Source organism: Longimicrobium sp., assembly GCF_036388275.1.
Classification (GTDB): Bacteria; Gemmatimonadota; Gemmatimonadetes; order Longimicrobiales; family Longimicrobiaceae; genus Longimicrobium.
This window is the reverse complement of the sequence record NZ_DASVSF010000071.1, coordinates 41338-56956: the sequence shown is the minus strand read 5'-3', so window position 1 is coordinate 56956 and position 15619 is coordinate 41338. Positions and strand designations below refer to the sequence as shown.

Genomic DNA, 15619 nt, shown 5'->3' with positions numbered 1-15619 from the left:
GGTGCAATCCACCTTACGTTCCACGGCCTATGTGTCGATGACAATCTTCCGACTCGCCATTCCACTGCTGATCGCGGCCACGCTGGGCTGCGCCGCGCCCGCCGAGCCGAAGGTGGGCGCCACCGATGCCGTCGTGGAGCTGGATGCGTTCAGCGGGATCCCCAATCCCCGGTGGGTCCTGAGCGAAGCCGACGCGGTGGAACTGGCCGAACAGCTACGCGAGCTTTCACCAGCCGCCACGACGGAACTGCCGCTGGGGATTCTGGGCTTCCGGGGATTCCGGATCCACAACCCGGGCGGCGACGCAGGCATCCCCGAACACGTGTACATCAGCCATGACGGCGTGGTGATGGTCGGCAGAGAGCCCGCAGACGCGAAGTACTTCCGGGATGATGGCGGAGCGCAGCAGTGGCTCAAGGCCGATGCGCGGAAGCGCGGGTACGACGGCGTGTTCTGACGCGGATTCGTACGCAGGGCTGCACCGCTACCTGGGCATGCCTCAGTTCGACGGCAGTCCGAAGTCGTCGTATCCCAGGATCTCATCGACAGGCCGCGTATCACGGTCCGGCAGCGAGGCTACGAATTCCTGGATGTCGGAGACGTCCGCCAGAACGATGTCGTGCTCCCGCTGCCGTATGAGCCGGTCGGCTTTGGGATCGCTGCAATCAGACATGACTTTCCCTCACGCAGGGCGGCCGCAGTAGCGGCAGGCAGGGGCGTCCACGGCGATGGCGGCGCCGCAGCCCGAGCAGGGGATTGCGGTGGAGCGGACGGCGGCTGGCTTCGACAGGGCGCGGGCGGGCAGCACGCGGGCCAGGCGCGCGTACAGGTCGCGCGCGGTCGCGATGCCTCCCTCCGCCGGCCCGAACTCCACCTGCTGCGGCCAGCCCGTCGCCGAGTCGGTGGCCAGCACCACCGTTCCCGTAGCCTCCGCGACCCACAGGTGCGTGGACCGACTGACGTCCACCATCGCCGCCTGCTTCGCGACGTCCATCGGCACCAGGAACAACTTCTCCGTCGCAGCCAGCAGTTCCACCACCTGCCCGGCTTCCACCTCCGGAAGGCCGCCCCGGTACGTCACCAGGCCAACCAGCTTCGCCGACGCGGGGACGATGGCGCGCTGCCTTCGCAGTGCCTCCTCCTTCTGCCGCTGGATTTCCTGCTCGGCGCGTTCTTTCGCGCGCCACGCCTCCGCTTCGGCCTCGCTCTTCAGCCTGTGCGCCTTCAGCGCCACCCAGTACCCGGCGCCAGCGACGACCGCAGCGGCCACGAAATGCCCGCGCATCGCCAAGCTGCTGCCCGTCAGCATCCACATCCAGATCAGGGCGAAGATCAGGCACCCCTGCGCCGCCTGCAGACGAAAGCTCCCCAGGAGGGCAATGAAGAACGCGGCAATCACCGCCATCCCGTACAGTCCCACGGCAGCGTTGTCGGATGCGGGCTGCGCCTGGATCAACAGAAGCATGGTCATGGGCGGGGCGGGTGGATCTCAAAACGAGGGATGGTCGACGATCTGAACGCGGCGTAAACCTGGCGGTCCCGCGCAGGGCCGTCCAGTCACGCTCCATCCGCCGGAGCCCGGACCTTGCGATGCCCTGCGCGGCGGGCGATTTTGCGGGTTCCAGGGAAACGGAGAGAATGGACTACACGACCATCGATACCCCCGAGGCACTTCGCGAGCTGGCGCAGACGCTACGCGCGGAACCGCTGCTGGGCGTAGACACCGAAGCCGCCGGCTACCACCGCTACTTCGACCGGCTGAGCCTGCTGCAGGTTTCGTCGCGGACGCAGAACTGGCTGGTGGATCCGCTCGCCGTCGAGGACCTGTCGCCGCTGAAGGACGTGCTGGAAGATCCCTCGATCGAAAAGATCTTTCACGACGCCGACTACGACCTGCGCATCCTGGACCGCGACGCCGGGATGGGCATCTCGGGGCTGTTCGACACGCAGATCGCCGCCGCCTTTCTGGGCGAGCGCGCCCTGGGGCTGGGCACCATCGTCGAGAAGCACCTGGGGATCAAGCTTCCCAAGGAGTTCCAGCGCGCCGACTGGGCCGAGCGCCCGCTGTCGGAGGGGATGAAGCAGTACGCCGCCACCGACACGGCGCACCTTCCCGACCTGCGCGACCGCCTGAAGGCGGCGCTGGAGCAGATGGGCCGGCTGCACTGGGCGCAAGAGGAGTTCCTGCGCCGCGAGGGCACGCGCTGGACGGAGCCGGAAGACGGCAAGGAAGCGTTCATGCGCATCAAGGGCGCGCGCGACCTGGCGCCGCGCGGCCTGGCCATCCTTCGCGAGCTTCACGCGTGGCGCGAGGGCGTGGCGCGCGAGCGCGACCAGGCCACCTTCCGCATCCTGGGCAACCAGGCGCTGCTGGAAATGAGCGCCGCGCCGCCGGGAAGCATGCGCGACCTGCCTTCCGTCACCGGCATTTCCGAAGGGCTGGCGCAGCGCCGCGGGCGCGACATCCTGGCCGCCGTGCAGCGAGGCCTTGACGTTCCCGAAGACCAGCTTCCGCGCTGGCCGCGGGGACAGCGGTTCGAGCGCGACCCCGAGCAGGAGGCCCGCTTCGAGGCCCTGCGCGACGCCCGCACCCGCCTGGCCGACCAGCTGAACCTGGACGCGGGATTCCTGATTCCACGCGCCACGCTCGAAGAAATCGCCCGGGCGCAGCCCCGCACCATCGACGAGCTGGCGCAGGTGCCCGGCGTGCGCACCTGGCAGGTAGAGGCGGTGGGCCAGGGCCTGCTGAAAGCCATCAACCGCGGCTGACGAACCTGGAGGATAGAACGGATGAGGAGCATCATCGACGATCATGGCCGCACGTGGGAAGCGGTCGCCCTGCCCACCAAGGTGGCGCACCTGCGCAACGGCGCGCTGCTGGCCTTTCGCCTGCCTGACGAGCCCGGAACGGAGCCCGTGACGGCGCCGATCGACTTCAACAGCATCGACGCGGCGCACCTGGCCATCGGCACGATGAGCGAGAAGGAGCTGCGCCGGCGGCTGGAGTGGGCCAAGACGGCGGCGGGAATCGCCTGAACGGCAGGAAGTAGGGAATCGTGTCAGAACAGCCCCCGGCGCCAGCGGCGTCGGGGGCTGTTTTCGTGACCGGCAACCGACACTTGACATAGGGTGTGGGGGTATATAAACTGGTACCCGTGGGGGGTAACATGATCGTCCTGCACGGGAGGGTATGATGGAGAGGCTGACGCTGGAAATCGACGGGATGAGCTGCGGGCACTGCGTGGGAGCGGTCAGGCGCGCGCTGGAGGGAATCGACGGGGTGCAGGTGGAGAGCGTTCGCGTGGGCGAGGCATCCTTGCAATACGATCCGCGTACCGTCACCACGGATGCAATCGCCTCGGCCATCGCGGACGAGGGCTATCAGCCGCGAGGTGCGTGATGAACGCCACCGAGTGGATGGTGGTGGTGGGCGGGCTGGCCGCCATCGTTTGGGTCAACTGGTACTTCTTTCTCGCGGGTCGCACCACGGCGGAGGCAGCCGTCGGTGCGGCGGGCGTGCAGCAGGTGACCATCACCGTGCAGGGTGGCTACCAGCCCGCGCACGTGAAGGTGAAGCAGGGGGCGCCCGTGCGGCTGGTGTTCGATCGGCAGGAGACTTCCGGGTGCTCGGAGGAAGTGGTCTTTCCCGACTTCGGCATCCGCAAGTTCCTGCCGGCGCACAAGCAGACCACCGTCGAGATCACGCCCGAGCGCGCGGGCAGCTACGAGTTCACCTGCGGCATGAGCATGCTTCGCGGCAAGCTCACGGTCGAGTAGAAGGGTGAGGGACAGGATGCAGAGCACTCACGAGCACCACACGCATGCCGGGACACCGCCGACGCCGTCGACGACGCGGCCGGCGGCCGGCAAGGTGACGATTCCCGTCAGCGGAATGACGTGCGCCGCCTGCTCCGGCCGCGTGCAGCGGGCGCTGGAGAAGCAGCCCGGCGTGCAGGCCGCGGCCGTGAACCTGATGACGAAGAACGCCACGGTTCACTTCGACCCGGGCGCCACCTCGCCCGAGGCGCTGGTGGATACCATCCGCGGCACCGGCTACGGCGCCGACCTGGCCCGCGACGACCAGACCGCGTTCCAAGAGCAGGAGGCGCAGGACCGCGCGCAGGACGAGGAGTTCCGCGAGCTGCGGACCAAGGCGCTCGCCAGCTTCGCCGTGGCGATGATCGCGATGGTCGCCTCCATGCCGCTGATGGCGGCGGACGCACACGCGGGGCACGGGGCCACGGTAGACCCGTTCATGCGCTGGGCGATGGCGTGGATGAACCCCGCGCTTTCCAGTGCCCTGCCCTGGCTGTACCAGCTTCCCCGCGGCGTGATCGCCTACGGGCTGCTGGCGCTGACGGTGGGGATCATGGCGTGGGCCGGGCGGCACTTCTACACGCGGGCCTGGGCCGCTTTCCGCCACCACTCGGCCGACATGAACACGCTGATCGCGGTCGGCACGGGGGCGGCGTTCGTCTACTCCGTGGCGGCTACAGTGGCGCCGGGCTTCTTCATCGCCCGCGGCGTGCAGCCCGACGTGTACTACGAGGCGGTGGTCTTCATCATCGCGCTCATCCTGATGGGCAACGCCATGGAGGCGCGCGCCAAGCGGCAGACCTCGTCGGCCCTGCGCGCGCTGGCCAACCTGCAGCCGAAGACCGCGCGCGTCCTCCGCGCTGGCGCCGAGGCCGACGTGCCGGTGGACGAGGTGCTGCACGGCGACCTGGTGCTGGTGCGCCCCGGCGAGCGCATTCCCGTGGATGGCCAGGTGGCCTCCGGGCAGAGCGCCGTGGACGAGTCGATGCTCACCGGCGAGTCGCTGCCGGTGCAGAAGGGCCCGGGCGACCGGGTGATCGGCGGTACCATCAACCGCACGGGCGCGTTCCGCTACACGGCGACCACGCTGGGCGCGGACAGCGTGCTGTCGCAGATCGTAAAGCTGATGCGCGACGCGCAGGGCTCGCGGGCGCCCATCCAGCGGCTGGCGGACCGCATCAGCGCCATCTTCGTTCCCGTGGTCCTTTCCATCGCCATCGCCACCTTCGTCGTCTGGTTCGTGGCGGCTGACGCGGCACCCGGGGTCCGCGCCTTCGCCGCGGCGGTGGCGGTGCTGATCATCGCCTGCCCCTGCGCCATGGGGCTGGCCGTACCCACGGCCGTGATGGTGGCCACGGGCAAGGGTGCCGAAGCCGGCGTGCTGATCAAGGGCGGCGAGGCGCTGCAGCGGGCACGCGACGTCCGCACGGTGGTGCTCGACAAGACGGGAACCGTCACCGAGGGGCGCCCTACGGTCACGGAGCTGATGCTGGCTTCTGGATCGCCCGTCGCGAGCGAGGGCGAGCTGCTGCGGCTGGTGGCGTCGGTGGAGGCGTCGTCCGAGCACCCGCTGGCGGACGCCATCGTCAATCGCGCGAAGGAGCTGGGGCTGGCGCTTTCGGACGCGGAGAGCTTCCAGTCCGTCACCGGGCGCGGCGCGCTGGGCGTGGTGGATGGGCGCGCGGTGGCCATCGGAAACGCGCTGCTGATGTCGGACTACTCCATATCCGCCGACCCGCTGCGCGAGGATGCGCAGCGGCTGGCGGGTGAGGGAAAGACGCCGATGTACGTGGCGGTCGACGGACAGCTCGCCGGCCTGGTCGCCGTCGCCGATCCCATCAAGCCGTCCTCAAGAGCCGCCATCGCGCGGATGAAGCGGATGGGGCTGCAGGTGGTGATGCTCACCGGCGACAACCGCGCGACCGCCGAGGCCGTCGCCCGGCAGGCGGGGATCGACCGCGTGGTGGCCGAGGTGCTGCCCGAGGGCAAGGTGGCGGAGATCAAGCGGCTGCAGGAGGGGGGACAGGTCGTGGCGATGGTGGGCGATGGCATCAACGACGCTCCCGCGCTGGCCCAGGCCGACGTGGGCATCGCCATCGGCACGGGGACGGACGTGGCGATGGAGGCCAGCGACGTCACCCTGATGCGCGGCGACCTGGGCGGCGTGGCGGCGGCCATCCACCTGTCGCGCCGGACGATGAGGACCATGAAGCAGAACCTGTTCTGGGCCTTCATCTACAACGTCGTCGGCATTCCCATCGCCGCCGGGCTGCTGTACCCGGTGTGGGGGCTGCTGCTGAGCCCCATCCTGGCCAGCGCGGCGATGGCGTTCAGCTCGGTGAGCGTGGTGGCCAACAGCCTGCGCCTGCGTGGCGTAAAGCTGGCCTGAGTACAACATGATGTGGACCAATCACGGTCCGCACACTACATTCGGTGTGTCGCCCCGGTTTTGGAGCCGGGGCGCGGACACCGTTAAAGGGAGGCGGAGATGAGCGCTGATACGACGAAGGCGGGCGTGCTGGAGGTGACGGACCAGACCTTCGCGGCCGAAGTGGAGGGTGCAGAAGGGCTGGTGCTCGTGGACTTCGGCGCCGCGTGGTGCGGGCCGTGCCGGATGATGGACCCGGCGGTCAAGCAGATCGCCGGCGACTACGCCGGTCGGGTGAAGGTGGCCAAGGTGGATACCGACGCCAACCTGCAGGTGAGCACGCGCTTCAACATCCGGTCGCTGCCTACTTTCCTGCTCTTCCGCGACGGCAAGGTGGTAGACCAGGTGATCGGCGCCGTGCCGCGGCAGGCCATCGAGAACAAGCTGGCGGCGCTGCTGTAGGCCGCTTCCACGCGCGAACCGGGACGAGAGATGGCGACGAACATCGGCGAGGGAGCGACGGAGGCGGATGCCGCCACTTGCGGCTGCGGGTGCGGCACGGGTGGCGAGGGCGACCGGCACGCCGTCGCGGTGGACGGCGCCATCAAGGACCGCAATCTCAAGCGCCTGCGGCGCATCGAGGGCCAGGTGCGCGGCCTTCAGCGGATGGTGGAAGAAGACCGCTACTGCGCCGACATCATGACCCAGATCGCCTCCGTGCACGAGGCGCTGCGCAGCGTAGGTCGCGAGCTGATGCGCAACCACCTGAAGCACTGCGCCGCCGGCGCCATCACGGGCGGCGGCGACGGTGCCGAGAAGATGTACGACGAGCTGATCGACATGATGTACAAGAACGTCCGCTAGCTTGTACAAGGATTGTTCAGTGAACAGTTCCGCGTGTTCGGTACGGTGTTCGGAACCGGCGTGAACGGCTCGCCGCGGGAGGTGCGATCAGGAAAAAGCCGCATGTTTGCTGGGTTTTTTCGCGGGTCGAGATGCGGCACGGCGAGTGCTTTATGGAGAGCCGAACCGGGGCGATGGAAGCACCCGGCGAACCGAAACTCCGAAAGAGGCTCATCATGAAGAAGCTGCTTGCAGTGCTCGCCCTCTCCGCCCTGGCCGCCTGCGGCGGTGGCGACGAAGCCGCCCAGGAGCCCGCGACCGAGGCGACCACGACGACCACGGAGAGCACCATGCCCGTGACCGACCCGGCCGCGACCACGCCGATGCCGTCGACCATGCCGATGGATTCCACCGGTGCCGCGGCCGGCGCCGCCGGCGCGACCGCCGCCCCGATGGACTCGGCCGGTGGCAACACCACGCCCGAGGCCGCCGAGACGACCACCCCGTAATTACGGGGCTGGATGGATGAAGCGGGGGGCAGGGCACCTGGTGCCCTGCCCCCCGCTTCTTTTTCTGCGACGTCTACGCGAGCGCCCGGTCCACCGCCGCTTCCGCGTGGATGCGCGTCGTGTCGAAGAGGGGAACCGGGCAATCGGCTGGGCCGACAAGGAGCGGGATCTCGGTGCAGCCCAGGACCACGCCCTCGGCCCCGCGATCCGTCAGCGCGCGGATGATGCGGACGTACTCCTGGCGGGACTCGCCGGAGATCACGCCGCGCACCAGCTCGTCGTAGATCACACGGTGGACCGTCTCGCGATCCGCGTCGCCGGGGATCAGCGTCTCGATGCCGGAATCCGCCAGGCGGGCGTGGTAGAAGTCGTGCTCCATCGTGAAGCGCGTTCCCAGCAGCGCCACCCGCGTTTGCCCCGCCGCCCGGATCGCGTCCGCCGTAGCATCGGCGATGTGCACGAACGGCAGATCGACGTCCGACTCCGCCTGCGGCAGCACCTTGTGCATGGTGTTGGTGCAGAGCAGCGCGAAGTCCGCTCCGCCCGCCTTCAGCCGCCGGGCGCCGTCCGCCAGCAGGTCGGTGCAGCCATCCCAGTCACCCGCGTGCTGCAGCTGTGCGACATCGTCGAAATCCACGCTGTACATCACGATGCGCGCAGAGTGCTGCCCGCCAATCCGCCGCCGTACTTCCTGGTTGATGATGCGGTAGTACTCGGCCGTCGACTCCCAGCTCATCCCGCCCAGCAGCCCGATCACGCGCATCCCGCTCTCCTGTTCGTCGCCACAAAACCCCGGGTTGTCATCCTGAAGGAGCGGCCCCATCGCACTCTCCCCTGCACCATTTTCCGCAGCGACTGAAGGACGACACAGCTGCCGTGAAGCCGCGGGAGCCGTGCCTCCAGCCGCAGTATGTGGCGGATGCTTCAGTCGCTGCCGTCCACGGTGCAGCGGCAGGTTCCGCGTGGCCGCTTCTTCAGGATGACAGAAGGATTCGCGGTCAGTTACAGGCGCAGGCCGATGATCAGGCGGTTGAGGTCGAACAGGTCCACGCCCTGGTGCTCGATGAACACGCGCGGGCTCGAGCCGCGGTTGGGCACCGGCACCACGATGCCGTACCCGAAGTTCAGCACGGCCTCCGTCTTGGCGCGGCCGCGCGGCGGATCGCCCAGGAACAGGAAGCCGGGTCCCGCGTAGCCGTACGGGATGATGGACGTGCCGCGCAGGTTCACCGTGTCCAGGTCGTACTGGAAGTGCCCGGCGATCATCACCGAGTTGGTGGCCTCGCCGAAGCCGATCGCGGCCTCGGGCACCAGCCGCAGCGCGGGACGCGAGGCGCTCAGCGGGCCCAGGTCCGTGCGGATGCCCATCACGAACTGGCCCGGATGGTCGAGGTTGCCGCCGGCGTACGGCCACCACGCCCGGGGACGCGGATCGAAGCCGTTCCCGTCCGGTTCAGGCGCGGGCGCCACGCCCGGCTCCACCCCGGCGCGCGCAAGCTCGTCGCGCAGGCGCAGCGCCAGCCGGGCCTCCACCAGCTCCAGCATTCGCGCCTCCTCGGCGGGCGACAGGCCGGCGGCGCCCACGCGCGCCACCTCGTCGCGGATCAGGTCGCGCATCTGCTCGCGCTGCTCGGCCATCAGCCCGCGCAGCACGGGCTCCAGGTCCGCCAGCACCTGGCGGCGGATGTCGTTCACCTGCGCATCCGTCATCGGCGGGCCGTTCACCGCCGGGCGACGGTTGACCGCTGACGAATCCGCCGGGCCGTAGCGCAGGTAGATCTCGCCTTCCTTGGGGATGGGAATGGTGATGAAGCGCTCCGACTCGTCGCGTGCGGCCTCTCCACGAGCGGGTTGCGCGGCGCCCTCACGAGACACGTACACGGTGTCGGGCGTCTGCCGGATCACGGCGGGCGCGGCGGCCACGGCGGCACGCCGGCCGGACGAACCCAGCCGGAACGATAACCCGGCGCTCCACAGCAGGTTGCTGCGCAGGTCCTCGGAATCCTCGTCCCGCGATTCGAAGAGGTAGCTGCGCACCGCGCCCACCAGCCCCACGCGGCCCAGGTCCAGCCGCGCCCCGCCGCCCGCGATCAGCGCGTTGATGTCTTCCGGCATGGCGGCGGCGGAATCGGCGTAGCCCTCCAGGAAGTCGATCCGGCCCACGCCGCCCACCAGGAAGGGCGTCAGGCCGCGGCCGGAGTTCAGGTTCAGCTGCGCCTCGGCGCCGAACGCCTGCACGGGCGCGGCCTTGCTGTTCTCGCGGTCCACGCCCCGCCAGTAGAAGCCGCTGATCCCCGCGTAGTCGCGGATGTCCAGCCCCAGCCGTACGCCGGCCAGATCCTGGTCGCGAAGCCCCGTCCGCGAGCCGAAGTCCATCCGCCCGGCGAACACCTCCACCGGAAGCGTCGGCTGCGCGGCGGCGGGAACGGCGACGCACAGCGCAAGCGCCGCGAACGTGGCGGCACGAATGAACGTGTGATGGATGGACATTGGAAGAGCCGCGGCGGGTGGGACCAATCGAACAGGCGCGTGAACGCCCGGGAACTCTACCCGCGAAACATGCGGGTCCGCACACAAGTCGGCAATGGTTGTTGATCAGGTCCAGTTCGTGTGAATTCCCGGGCGAATCCACAGACAGCTACACCTAAGTTTATGCAGCAGGGCCAGCTACACCCTCGGTCTATGAATACGTCCTGTCTAGCACGACTGCCGAAAGATCTCCGCGGAAGGAAGGACTTGAACAGATCAACTCGCCGAGGTCTTCCGCCGACGGGTTTCGTCCAGCAGCGTGGGAAGCACCTGGCCGGCTGGACCCTGCAGGAACACGTCCGCCGCGTGGGTGAGCTCCGAGGGCGCGGGGTTTACCTCAATGATGCGTGCCCCCGCCCGGCGCGCGACCAGCGGCAGCTCGGCCGCGGGCCAGACGGTGCCGCTGGTGCCAATCAGCAGCATGGCATCGCAACGCCCGGCGAGCGACCACGCGCGTTCGACTGCGGCGGCCGGCAGCATCTCGCCGAACCACACCACGTCGGGCCGCAGCGGTGATCCGCAAACGGGGCACGCGGGCGGGTCCTGCTCCTCGCCGTCTGCGTACGGAGGCAGCTCGCCGGAAAAGAGGTGCCCGCGGTCCAGGCACTTTACGCGGCGGATGCTCCCGTGCACCTCGATGACATCCGCCGATCCCGCGTCCGTGTGCAGCCCATCGACGTTCTGCGTCACGACCGCCAGCGAGGGAATCACCGTCGCCATCTCCGCGACCGCGAAGTGGCCCGCGTTGGGCCGCGCCTCGGCGATGCGCTGGCGCCGCCACGCGTACCAGCTCCACACGCGGCGCGGGTCGCGGCGAAATCCCTGCTCCGTCGCCAGCTCCTGCGGGTCGAAGTTGGCCCACAGCCCCTCCATGGCGTCGCGGAAGGTGGGGATGCCGCTCTCCTTCGACATCCCCGCCCCGCTGCTCACCACCACTCGTTCCGCCCGCGCCAGGATCTCCGCCGCGCGCGCCAATCCTTCCGGCGTCACGCGGGAACCTCGCCGCGGAACTCGGCCACGATGTCGATGGTGCCGACAATCGCCGCGTTCAACGCATCCATGTCTTCCGCGGGAATCCAGTATTCCTGGTGCACCGCCGCGCCCGCGGTCTGGAGCGGATAGCGGGCCAGGAACTCGCTACGCACGTGGAACCGCGTTACGAAGCCCGCGTATCCCGACGCCGCGTCCTTCGTGTTCCAGTCACGCGCGATCTGCACGGCGTACGCCTCGTTGGCGACGGGATAGAAGAACGGCTGATGCGCGAGGCGGGGCGGAAACGCACGCCATCCGCTCCGCTCGATCAACTCCAGCTCCGCGACGCCGACGGGGCGGTACAGGACGATCGATTCGGCAACCATGAGGTGTCGATCCGAAGGCGATGCCGACGCGGTCAGGCGGCACGGTGGACGGTTTCGCCCGCCACCATCGTCAGCAGGCAGGTCATGCCGCGCACCTCGTCAGGCGTGCACGCCAGCGGATCGACGTCCCACGCCACCAGGTCGGCGTCGTAGCCGGGAAGCAGCCGGCCGGTGCGGTGGGCCAGCCCCGCGGCGGCGGCGGGGCCCTCGGTGTATGCCCGCAGCGCCTGCTCTGGCGTAACGGCATTCTCCTGCCACCATCCATCCGCCGGCTCGCCATCCCACCCCACGCGATGGACGGCGGAGAACAGCCCCAGCCGCGGATCGCACGATTCCACCGGCACGTCCGAGCCGAAGGCCAGCGTCATCCCGGCCCGCAGCAGGTGCGAGAACGGGTAGGCGCCCCGTGACCGCTCGTGCCCCCAGTTGCGCTCGGCGGTAGGGATGTCAGTCATCAGGTGGATCGGCTGCATCGACCCGATCAGCCCCGACCGCCCGGCCCGCTCCCACAGGTCGGGCGGGCACAGCTGCACGTGCTCGATGCGGTGCGGCATCGCGCCCACCCGCGGCGCCGAACCCAGCACGTCGATCGCCAGCTCCACCGCCGCGTCGCCGATGGCGTGAACCGTGGACGAGATCCCCGCCTCCGCGGCCCGGCGGACGTGCGCGCGGAACTCGTCGGGGGGCAACGTGCTGATGCCCAGGTTGCCGGGCGTGCCCTCGTACGGCTCGCGCATCCAGGCGGTGCGCGAGCCCAGCGCTCCGTCCAGGAACATCTTCAGCCCGCCGATGCGGATCCATTCCCCGCCGAACCCGCTGCGCAGCCCCACGCCGATGGCGTTCGCCAACTGGTTGAGCTGGATAGCCTGCAGCACGCGAAGGCGCAGCACGCCATCCTGCTCCATCGTGCTGAAGTCCTGGAGCCCCGTCACCTCCACCGAGTGCACGCCGGTGAGGCCCAGCGCATGGCACTCCCGCTGGGCATCCAGCAGCGCGTCGCGCACGTCCTCCGGCGAATCCGGGGGCAGGTGCGCGGACACGAGCTTCATCGCCTCTTCGAGCAGCACGCCGGTGGGCTCGCCCGTGGCGGGGTCGCGAACGATCTCGCCGCCATCCGGGTCCGGCGTGTCCCGGGTGATACCGCAGCGGCGCAGGGCCTCGCTGTTCACCCAGATGCCGTGCAGGTCGTGGCTCTGCAGGAACACGGGACGCCGTGGGCAAACCCGATCCAGCGGCTCCTTCGTCGGCAGGGTGCCCCAGCGATGCCGGTCCCATCCCAGCCCCCGCACCCACCCCTCGCCCGCGCGCGCGACATCCGCGACGGCGGAGACGCCGTCGCCCAGGGTCGGCGCGGCGTTCAGGTCCACGCGCCGCCTGGCGAGCGCCCACGTGGTCAGGTGCACGTGGGCGTCCGTCAGCCCCGGCGTCACCACGCCGTCAACGTGCTCCGTCACCGCGCCCGGCAGCGCCGCCCCACGCACCTCGTCCACCGTCCCCGCAACGACGATCCGCCCGTCGCGGATGAGCAGCGCCTGCACCGGCGGGTGAGCGCCCAAGACGTGAATGCGCCGGGCGGAAAGGATCAGGTCGGACATCGAGCACGCGCGGTCGGGGAATCAGGGTTACGGGACATCGAGCGAAGATGGGCAGTCGTGGCGGCTGGGGCTAGGGGCGGACGGAACCCGGGCCTGGATTGCAGCCGATGCAAGGCGTTGCAGCGGCACTGGATGTACCAACGATGGCGTATTCTGGACACCCTTGACATGGTTGTGGATCTTTGTCATCGTTCTGCTGGATCCGACACCGTTTGGGAGATGCGAAGGAGCATGGAACCTACGCCGCCGCTGAGCTTGGAGGGATGGCTCGAGATCATGGACGAGATCGAGAATCCGCCGCCGATGACGCCGGAGCGCCGCGCCACCTTCGAGCGGATGCGTGCCCGACGAGCGCTGCTCGACGGTATGGAGTTTCCCAACGACGAGGCGGTTGGGTCCACCGCCATCACGTCGAAGCACCCATGATCGAACCCACGATCCTCACTATTGAGGGCTGGATGGAGCTCATGGACGAGATGAGCAAACCGCCCGCCGATACGCCGGAGCGCCGGGCAACCTTCGCGCGAATCCGTGCCCGGAGAGCGTTGCTCGACGATATGGAGTTTCCCGACGACGAGGTGGTCGGGTCCATCACCGTCACATCGAAGCGCCCATGAACGAACCCACGATTCTCAGCCTCGAAGGGTGGATGGAGCTCATGGACGAGATGAGCAAACCACCCGCCGATACGCCGGAGCGCCGGGCAACCTTCGAGCGCGTCCGGACGATGCGCGCGGTTCGCGAACGCCTTGAGCGGGAAGAACGTGCATGTACCGAAGCACGCTGAGCCGGAGCGAAATCGTGAACGGGCGAGCCAAGGTCGGGCTCGCCCGTTTTCATTAGCCCTTTTCCGCCACACGTGGACCTACGGACGGACTGGATGACGCGATGATGCTACCCGAATGCCGCCGGCTCGACAGCTCCGTCCCGCTAGACTTCAAATCCGGGCGGCACGATCAGGACATGTTCCTACGGGAGCGAGCCTGGCGGGACCAGCAGCAAAGGCTTTCGACTACGTATCTGTACCACATCGATCGATCCGTCGCAGCGTACTCTACGATCTGCATGTGGTCCATACTGTTGGGCACTCGCGAAAAGCCCTTCGGCGTGCGATACAGGACAATCGCGGCCTTGCTGCTGGCCCAGTTGGGCGTCCATGAAATCTGGCAACGCAAGGGGCTGGGCAGGATGGTCGTAGCCGCCGTGATCGATCTCGCCACCGCTGTTTCGGCAATGGTCGCGTGCCGGTACGTCGTCCTGGACGCCCGGCCGGAGTTGGTCGAGTGGTACGAGCGGCAGGGCTTCGTAATCAACAAGGTCGAGCAACGAGCACGCGAAGAAGCGGCCGCTCGCCGCGGTGCATCGGCCATTCCGGTGAGCATGCGCTTCGACCTGCGGGAGGTCTGATGTACCCCCGATGTTCTGCCTATCGCACGACGTGGCGCCAGACTGCGGCGGAGATGTCGCGGCCAACGGCGGCGGCGGCGTTCTGGTCGGCGAAGCCACGGGTGAGGACGACGAGCACGTAGGGCGCGCGGCCGGGCGGATACACGATGGCGGCATCGTGGGCAATGCGCGTGATGTTGCCCGTCTTGTTGGCGACGCGCGTGCCTGCGGGCAGTCCGGCCGGGATCATCTCCGTGAACTCCTGCCGCTGCAGGATCGCCTGCATCTCGCGCGACGCGTCCTCCCCCAGCACCGATGGGTCCGCCACCGCGCGCATCACCCGCATCAGCGCGTACGCCGTGGTGGAGTTGTTCATCCCCCGCTGGTATGCGGCGTTGTCCTCCACCCCGCGCAGCACGTGCATGTCGCGCGCGCCGATGCGCTCCATCAGCTGCGCGATACGCGCGGGCTCGGCGAGGGCGATGAGGGCATTGGTGGCTAAATTGCTCGACCGCGTGATCATCCGCTCCATCAGTTCGCCGACGGTCACCTCCCCGCCCACCCGTTCGTACAGCGCGGGATCACTGTCGTCGCCGGCCGTGAGCGAGTAGGTCTGGCCATCGGCGATGCTCGTGAAGGCGTTGCGGAGCACCATACCCCGATCCATCGCCAGCCCGCCCGCGGTGCGGCGGCGGAACAGCTCCATCATCACGGGCACCTTCATGGTGCTGGCCGCGTGCATCCGGACATGAGCATCCACCAGCAGCGAGTCGCCCGTCTGCAGGTCCAGGAACGCGACCGAAACCTCCGCCGTATCTCCCGCCGCCGCACGGACCAGCGCGCGGACGTCGGATTCCAGGGTGGATGCGGGAACGGCGCTCGGTTTGGGTGTCGCAGCGGGACCCGGGGCACAGGAGGCGGCGACGAGCAGGAGCGCGAGCGTGGGGGTGGGCTTCATTGGTGTCATGGTGGAGGTGGTCTGGATCGTCGAATCGATTCGGAGCAGATCGCGGCTGCCTGGGGCGTTTCGATGGGGACCGCTCATGCCGCGGGCGCCCCCCATCCCCAACCCTTCCCCCGCAAACAGCGCGGGGGAAGGGAGTCAGCTTCGTGGGCTCCGGCGGGTGCGGCGCCTGAACCGAAGGGAGACGGGTAGGTGCGTTTCGACCGATCCCGGCGCATGCCCCTGGCAGCCCTCTCTCCCCGGCCCTCTCC

At 68.9% G+C, this 15619-nt stretch carries 21 protein-coding genes; 13 read left to right on the top strand and 8 right to left on the bottom strand.

The features are described 5' to 3' along the window. Positions 1-37 precede the first annotated feature (37 nt). Positions 38-457: a hypothetical protein gene (locus VF632_RS14855; RefSeq protein WP_331023697.1), complete on the top strand. Its 420-nt coding sequence runs from the start codon at positions 38-40 to the stop codon at positions 455-457. Positions 458-499: 42 nt separating this feature from the next. Here the strand turns inward: VF632_RS14855 and VF632_RS14850 are convergent, their stop codons facing one another. Together VF632_RS14850 and VF632_RS14845 are read right to left on the bottom strand one after the other, a co-directional pair. Then, positions 500-673, bottom strand: coding sequence for a hypothetical protein (locus tag VF632_RS14850; RefSeq protein WP_331023696.1), 174 nt, complete (start codon positions 671-673; stop codon positions 500-502). A 9-nt stretch (positions 674-682) separates the two neighbouring features. Continuing rightward, on the bottom strand, positions 683-1471 hold the full coding sequence (locus VF632_RS14845; RefSeq protein ID WP_331023695.1) for a hypothetical protein: 789 nt from the start codon (positions 1469-1471) through the stop codon (positions 683-685). Between the two features lie 167 nt (positions 1472-1638). On the opposite strand from VF632_RS14845, the gene VF632_RS14840 reads away from it, so the two are divergent. The 8 genes from VF632_RS14840 (at position 1639) to VF632_RS14805 (ending at position 7536) form a co-directional block, all read left to right on the top strand. Further along, complete coding sequence (locus tag VF632_RS14840) at positions 1639-2769, top strand: ribonuclease D (RefSeq protein WP_331023694.1); 1131 nt, start codon at positions 1639-1641, stop codon at positions 2767-2769. Between the two features lie 21 nt (positions 2770-2790). Continuing rightward, positions 2791-3036: a hypothetical protein gene (locus VF632_RS14835; RefSeq protein ID WP_331023693.1), complete on the top strand. Its 246-nt coding sequence runs from the start codon at positions 2791-2793 to the stop codon at positions 3034-3036. Between the two features lie 154 nt (positions 3037-3190). Then, positions 3191-3400 (top strand): heavy-metal-associated domain-containing protein, encoded by a 210-nt coding sequence (locus tag VF632_RS14830; protein WP_331023692.1) that lies wholly within the window; start codon positions 3191-3193, stop codon positions 3398-3400. Further along, the gene (locus VF632_RS14825) at positions 3400-3777 is read left to right on the top strand and encodes a cupredoxin domain-containing protein (protein WP_331023691.1); all 378 of its coding nucleotides are present in this window, start codon (positions 3400-3402) and stop codon (positions 3775-3777) included. The genes VF632_RS14830 and VF632_RS14825 overlap by 1 nt, the downstream gene beginning before the upstream one ends. A 16-nt stretch (positions 3778-3793) precedes the next feature. Then, positions 3794-6205, top strand: a complete 2412-nt coding sequence (locus VF632_RS14820; RefSeq protein ID WP_331023690.1) for a heavy metal translocating P-type ATPase — start codon at positions 3794-3796, stop codon at positions 6203-6205. A gap of 99 nt (positions 6206-6304) precedes the next feature. Then, a complete protein-coding gene (trxA, locus tag VF632_RS14815) occupies positions 6305-6646 on the top strand; it encodes a thioredoxin (protein WP_331023689.1) in 342 nt (113 codons plus the stop codon). Between the two features lie 30 nt (positions 6647-6676). Beyond that, the gene (locus VF632_RS14810) at positions 6677-7048 is read left to right on the top strand and encodes a metal-sensitive transcriptional regulator (protein ID WP_331023688.1); all 372 of its coding nucleotides are present in this window, start codon (positions 6677-6679) and stop codon (positions 7046-7048) included. A gap of 215 nt (positions 7049-7263) precedes the next feature. Next, positions 7264-7536, top strand: a complete 273-nt coding sequence (locus tag VF632_RS14805; protein WP_331023687.1) for a hypothetical protein — start codon at positions 7264-7266, stop codon at positions 7534-7536. Between the two features lie 73 nt (positions 7537-7609). Here VF632_RS14805 and VF632_RS14800 read toward each other — a convergent pair whose 3' ends face one another. The 5 genes from VF632_RS14800 to VF632_RS14780 all read right to left on the bottom strand — a co-directional run bounded on the left by VF632_RS14800 (position 7610) and on the right by VF632_RS14780 (position 13018). Next, positions 7610-8299 carry an aspartate/glutamate racemase family protein gene (locus VF632_RS14800; RefSeq protein WP_331023686.1) on the bottom strand — a complete coding sequence of 230 codons (690 nt, stop codon included), beginning with the start codon at positions 8297-8299 and terminating at the stop codon, positions 7610-7612. Between the two features lie 239 nt (positions 8300-8538). Continuing rightward, a complete protein-coding gene (locus VF632_RS14795) occupies positions 8539-10026 on the bottom strand; it encodes a hypothetical protein (RefSeq protein WP_331023685.1) in 1488 nt (495 codons plus the stop codon). Between the two features lie 255 nt (positions 10027-10281). Then, positions 10282-11055, bottom strand: coding sequence for an NAD-dependent deacylase (locus VF632_RS14790; protein ID WP_331023684.1), 774 nt, complete (start codon positions 11053-11055; stop codon positions 10282-10284). Then, positions 11052-11423, bottom strand: a complete 372-nt coding sequence (locus tag VF632_RS14785) for a hypothetical protein (RefSeq protein WP_331023683.1) — start codon at positions 11421-11423, stop codon at positions 11052-11054. Before VF632_RS14785 ends, VF632_RS14790 begins: the two co-directional genes overlap by 4 nt. Before the next feature lie 32 nt (positions 11424-11455). Further along, positions 11456-13018: an amidohydrolase gene (locus VF632_RS14780; protein WP_331023682.1), complete on the bottom strand. Its 1563-nt coding sequence runs from the start codon at positions 13016-13018 to the stop codon at positions 11456-11458. A 231-nt stretch (positions 13019-13249) separates the two neighbouring features. Between VF632_RS14780 and VF632_RS14775 the strand changes: the two genes are divergently transcribed. The 4 genes from VF632_RS14775 to VF632_RS14760 all read left to right on the top strand — a co-directional run bounded on the left by VF632_RS14775 (position 13250) and on the right by VF632_RS14760 (position 14425). Continuing rightward, positions 13250-13444, top strand: coding sequence for a hypothetical protein (locus VF632_RS14775; RefSeq protein ID WP_331023681.1), 195 nt, complete (start codon positions 13250-13252; stop codon positions 13442-13444). Beyond that, positions 13441-13635 (top strand): hypothetical protein, encoded by a 195-nt coding sequence (locus VF632_RS14770; protein ID WP_331023680.1) that lies wholly within the window; start codon positions 13441-13443, stop codon positions 13633-13635. The genes VF632_RS14775 and VF632_RS14770 overlap by 4 nt, the downstream gene beginning before the upstream one ends. Beyond that, positions 13632-13805: a hypothetical protein gene (locus VF632_RS14765; protein WP_331023679.1), complete on the top strand. Its 174-nt coding sequence runs from the start codon at positions 13632-13634 to the stop codon at positions 13803-13805. The genes VF632_RS14770 and VF632_RS14765 overlap by 4 nt, the downstream gene beginning before the upstream one ends. Before the next feature lie 101 nt (positions 13806-13906). After that, complete coding sequence (locus VF632_RS14760) at positions 13907-14425, top strand: GNAT family N-acetyltransferase (RefSeq protein WP_331023678.1); 519 nt, start codon at positions 13907-13909, stop codon at positions 14423-14425. Positions 14426-14444: 19 nt separating this feature from the next. Here the strand turns inward: VF632_RS14760 and VF632_RS14755 are convergent, their stop codons facing one another. Continuing rightward, positions 14445-15362, bottom strand: coding sequence for a serine hydrolase (locus tag VF632_RS14755; RefSeq protein WP_331023677.1), 918 nt, complete (start codon positions 15360-15362; stop codon positions 14445-14447). Positions 15363-15619: the final 257 nt, after the last annotated feature.

Excerpts from the sequence above, each read along its gene's own strand:
- VF632_RS14855 (WP_331023697.1), top strand. The coding sequence starts at position 38 with ATGACAATCTTCCGACTCGCCATTCCACTGCTGATCGCGGCCACGCTG.
- VF632_RS14850 (WP_331023696.1), bottom strand. The coding sequence starts at position 673 with ATGTCTGATTGCAGCGATCCCAAAGCCGACCGGCTCATACGGCAGCGG.
- VF632_RS14845 (WP_331023695.1), bottom strand. The coding sequence starts at position 1,471 with ATGACCATGCTTCTGTTGATCCAGGCGCAGCCCGCATCCGACAACGCT.
- VF632_RS14840 (WP_331023694.1), top strand. The coding sequence starts at position 1,639 with ATGGACTACACGACCATCGATACCCCCGAGGCACTTCGCGAGCTGGCG.
- VF632_RS14835 (WP_331023693.1), top strand. The coding sequence starts at position 2,791 with ATGAGGAGCATCATCGACGATCATGGCCGCACGTGGGAAGCGGTCGCC.
- VF632_RS14830 (WP_331023692.1), top strand. The coding sequence starts at position 3,191 with ATGATGGAGAGGCTGACGCTGGAAATCGACGGGATGAGCTGCGGGCAC.
- VF632_RS14825 (WP_331023691.1), top strand. The coding sequence starts at position 3,400 with ATGAACGCCACCGAGTGGATGGTGGTGGTGGGCGGGCTGGCCGCCATC.
- VF632_RS14820 (WP_331023690.1), top strand. The coding sequence starts at position 3,794 with ATGCAGAGCACTCACGAGCACCACACGCATGCCGGGACACCGCCGACG.
- trxA (WP_331023689.1), top strand. The coding sequence starts at position 6,305 with ATGAGCGCTGATACGACGAAGGCGGGCGTGCTGGAGGTGACGGACCAG.
- VF632_RS14810 (WP_331023688.1), top strand. The coding sequence starts at position 6,677 with ATGGCGACGAACATCGGCGAGGGAGCGACGGAGGCGGATGCCGCCACT.
- VF632_RS14805 (WP_331023687.1), top strand. The coding sequence starts at position 7,264 with ATGAAGAAGCTGCTTGCAGTGCTCGCCCTCTCCGCCCTGGCCGCCTGC.
- VF632_RS14800 (WP_331023686.1), bottom strand. The coding sequence starts at position 8,299 with ATGCGCGTGATCGGGCTGCTGGGCGGGATGAGCTGGGAGTCGACGGCC.
- VF632_RS14795 (WP_331023685.1), bottom strand. The coding sequence starts at position 10,026 with ATGTCCATCCATCACACGTTCATTCGTGCCGCCACGTTCGCGGCGCTT.
- VF632_RS14785 (WP_331023683.1), bottom strand. The coding sequence starts at position 11,423 with ATGGTTGCCGAATCGATCGTCCTGTACCGCCCCGTCGGCGTCGCGGAG.
- VF632_RS14780 (WP_331023682.1), bottom strand. The coding sequence starts at position 13,018 with ATGTCCGACCTGATCCTTTCCGCCCGGCGCATTCACGTCTTGGGCGCT.
- VF632_RS14775 (WP_331023681.1), top strand. The coding sequence starts at position 13,250 with ATGGAACCTACGCCGCCGCTGAGCTTGGAGGGATGGCTCGAGATCATG.
- VF632_RS14770 (WP_331023680.1), top strand. The coding sequence starts at position 13,441 with ATGATCGAACCCACGATCCTCACTATTGAGGGCTGGATGGAGCTCATG.
- VF632_RS14765 (WP_331023679.1), top strand. The coding sequence starts at position 13,632 with ATGAACGAACCCACGATTCTCAGCCTCGAAGGGTGGATGGAGCTCATG.
- VF632_RS14760 (WP_331023678.1), top strand. The coding sequence starts at position 13,907 with ATGATGCTACCCGAATGCCGCCGGCTCGACAGCTCCGTCCCGCTAGAC.
- VF632_RS14755 (WP_331023677.1), bottom strand. The coding sequence starts at position 15,362 with ATGAAGCCCACCCCCACGCTCGCGCTCCTGCTCGTCGCCGCCTCCTGT.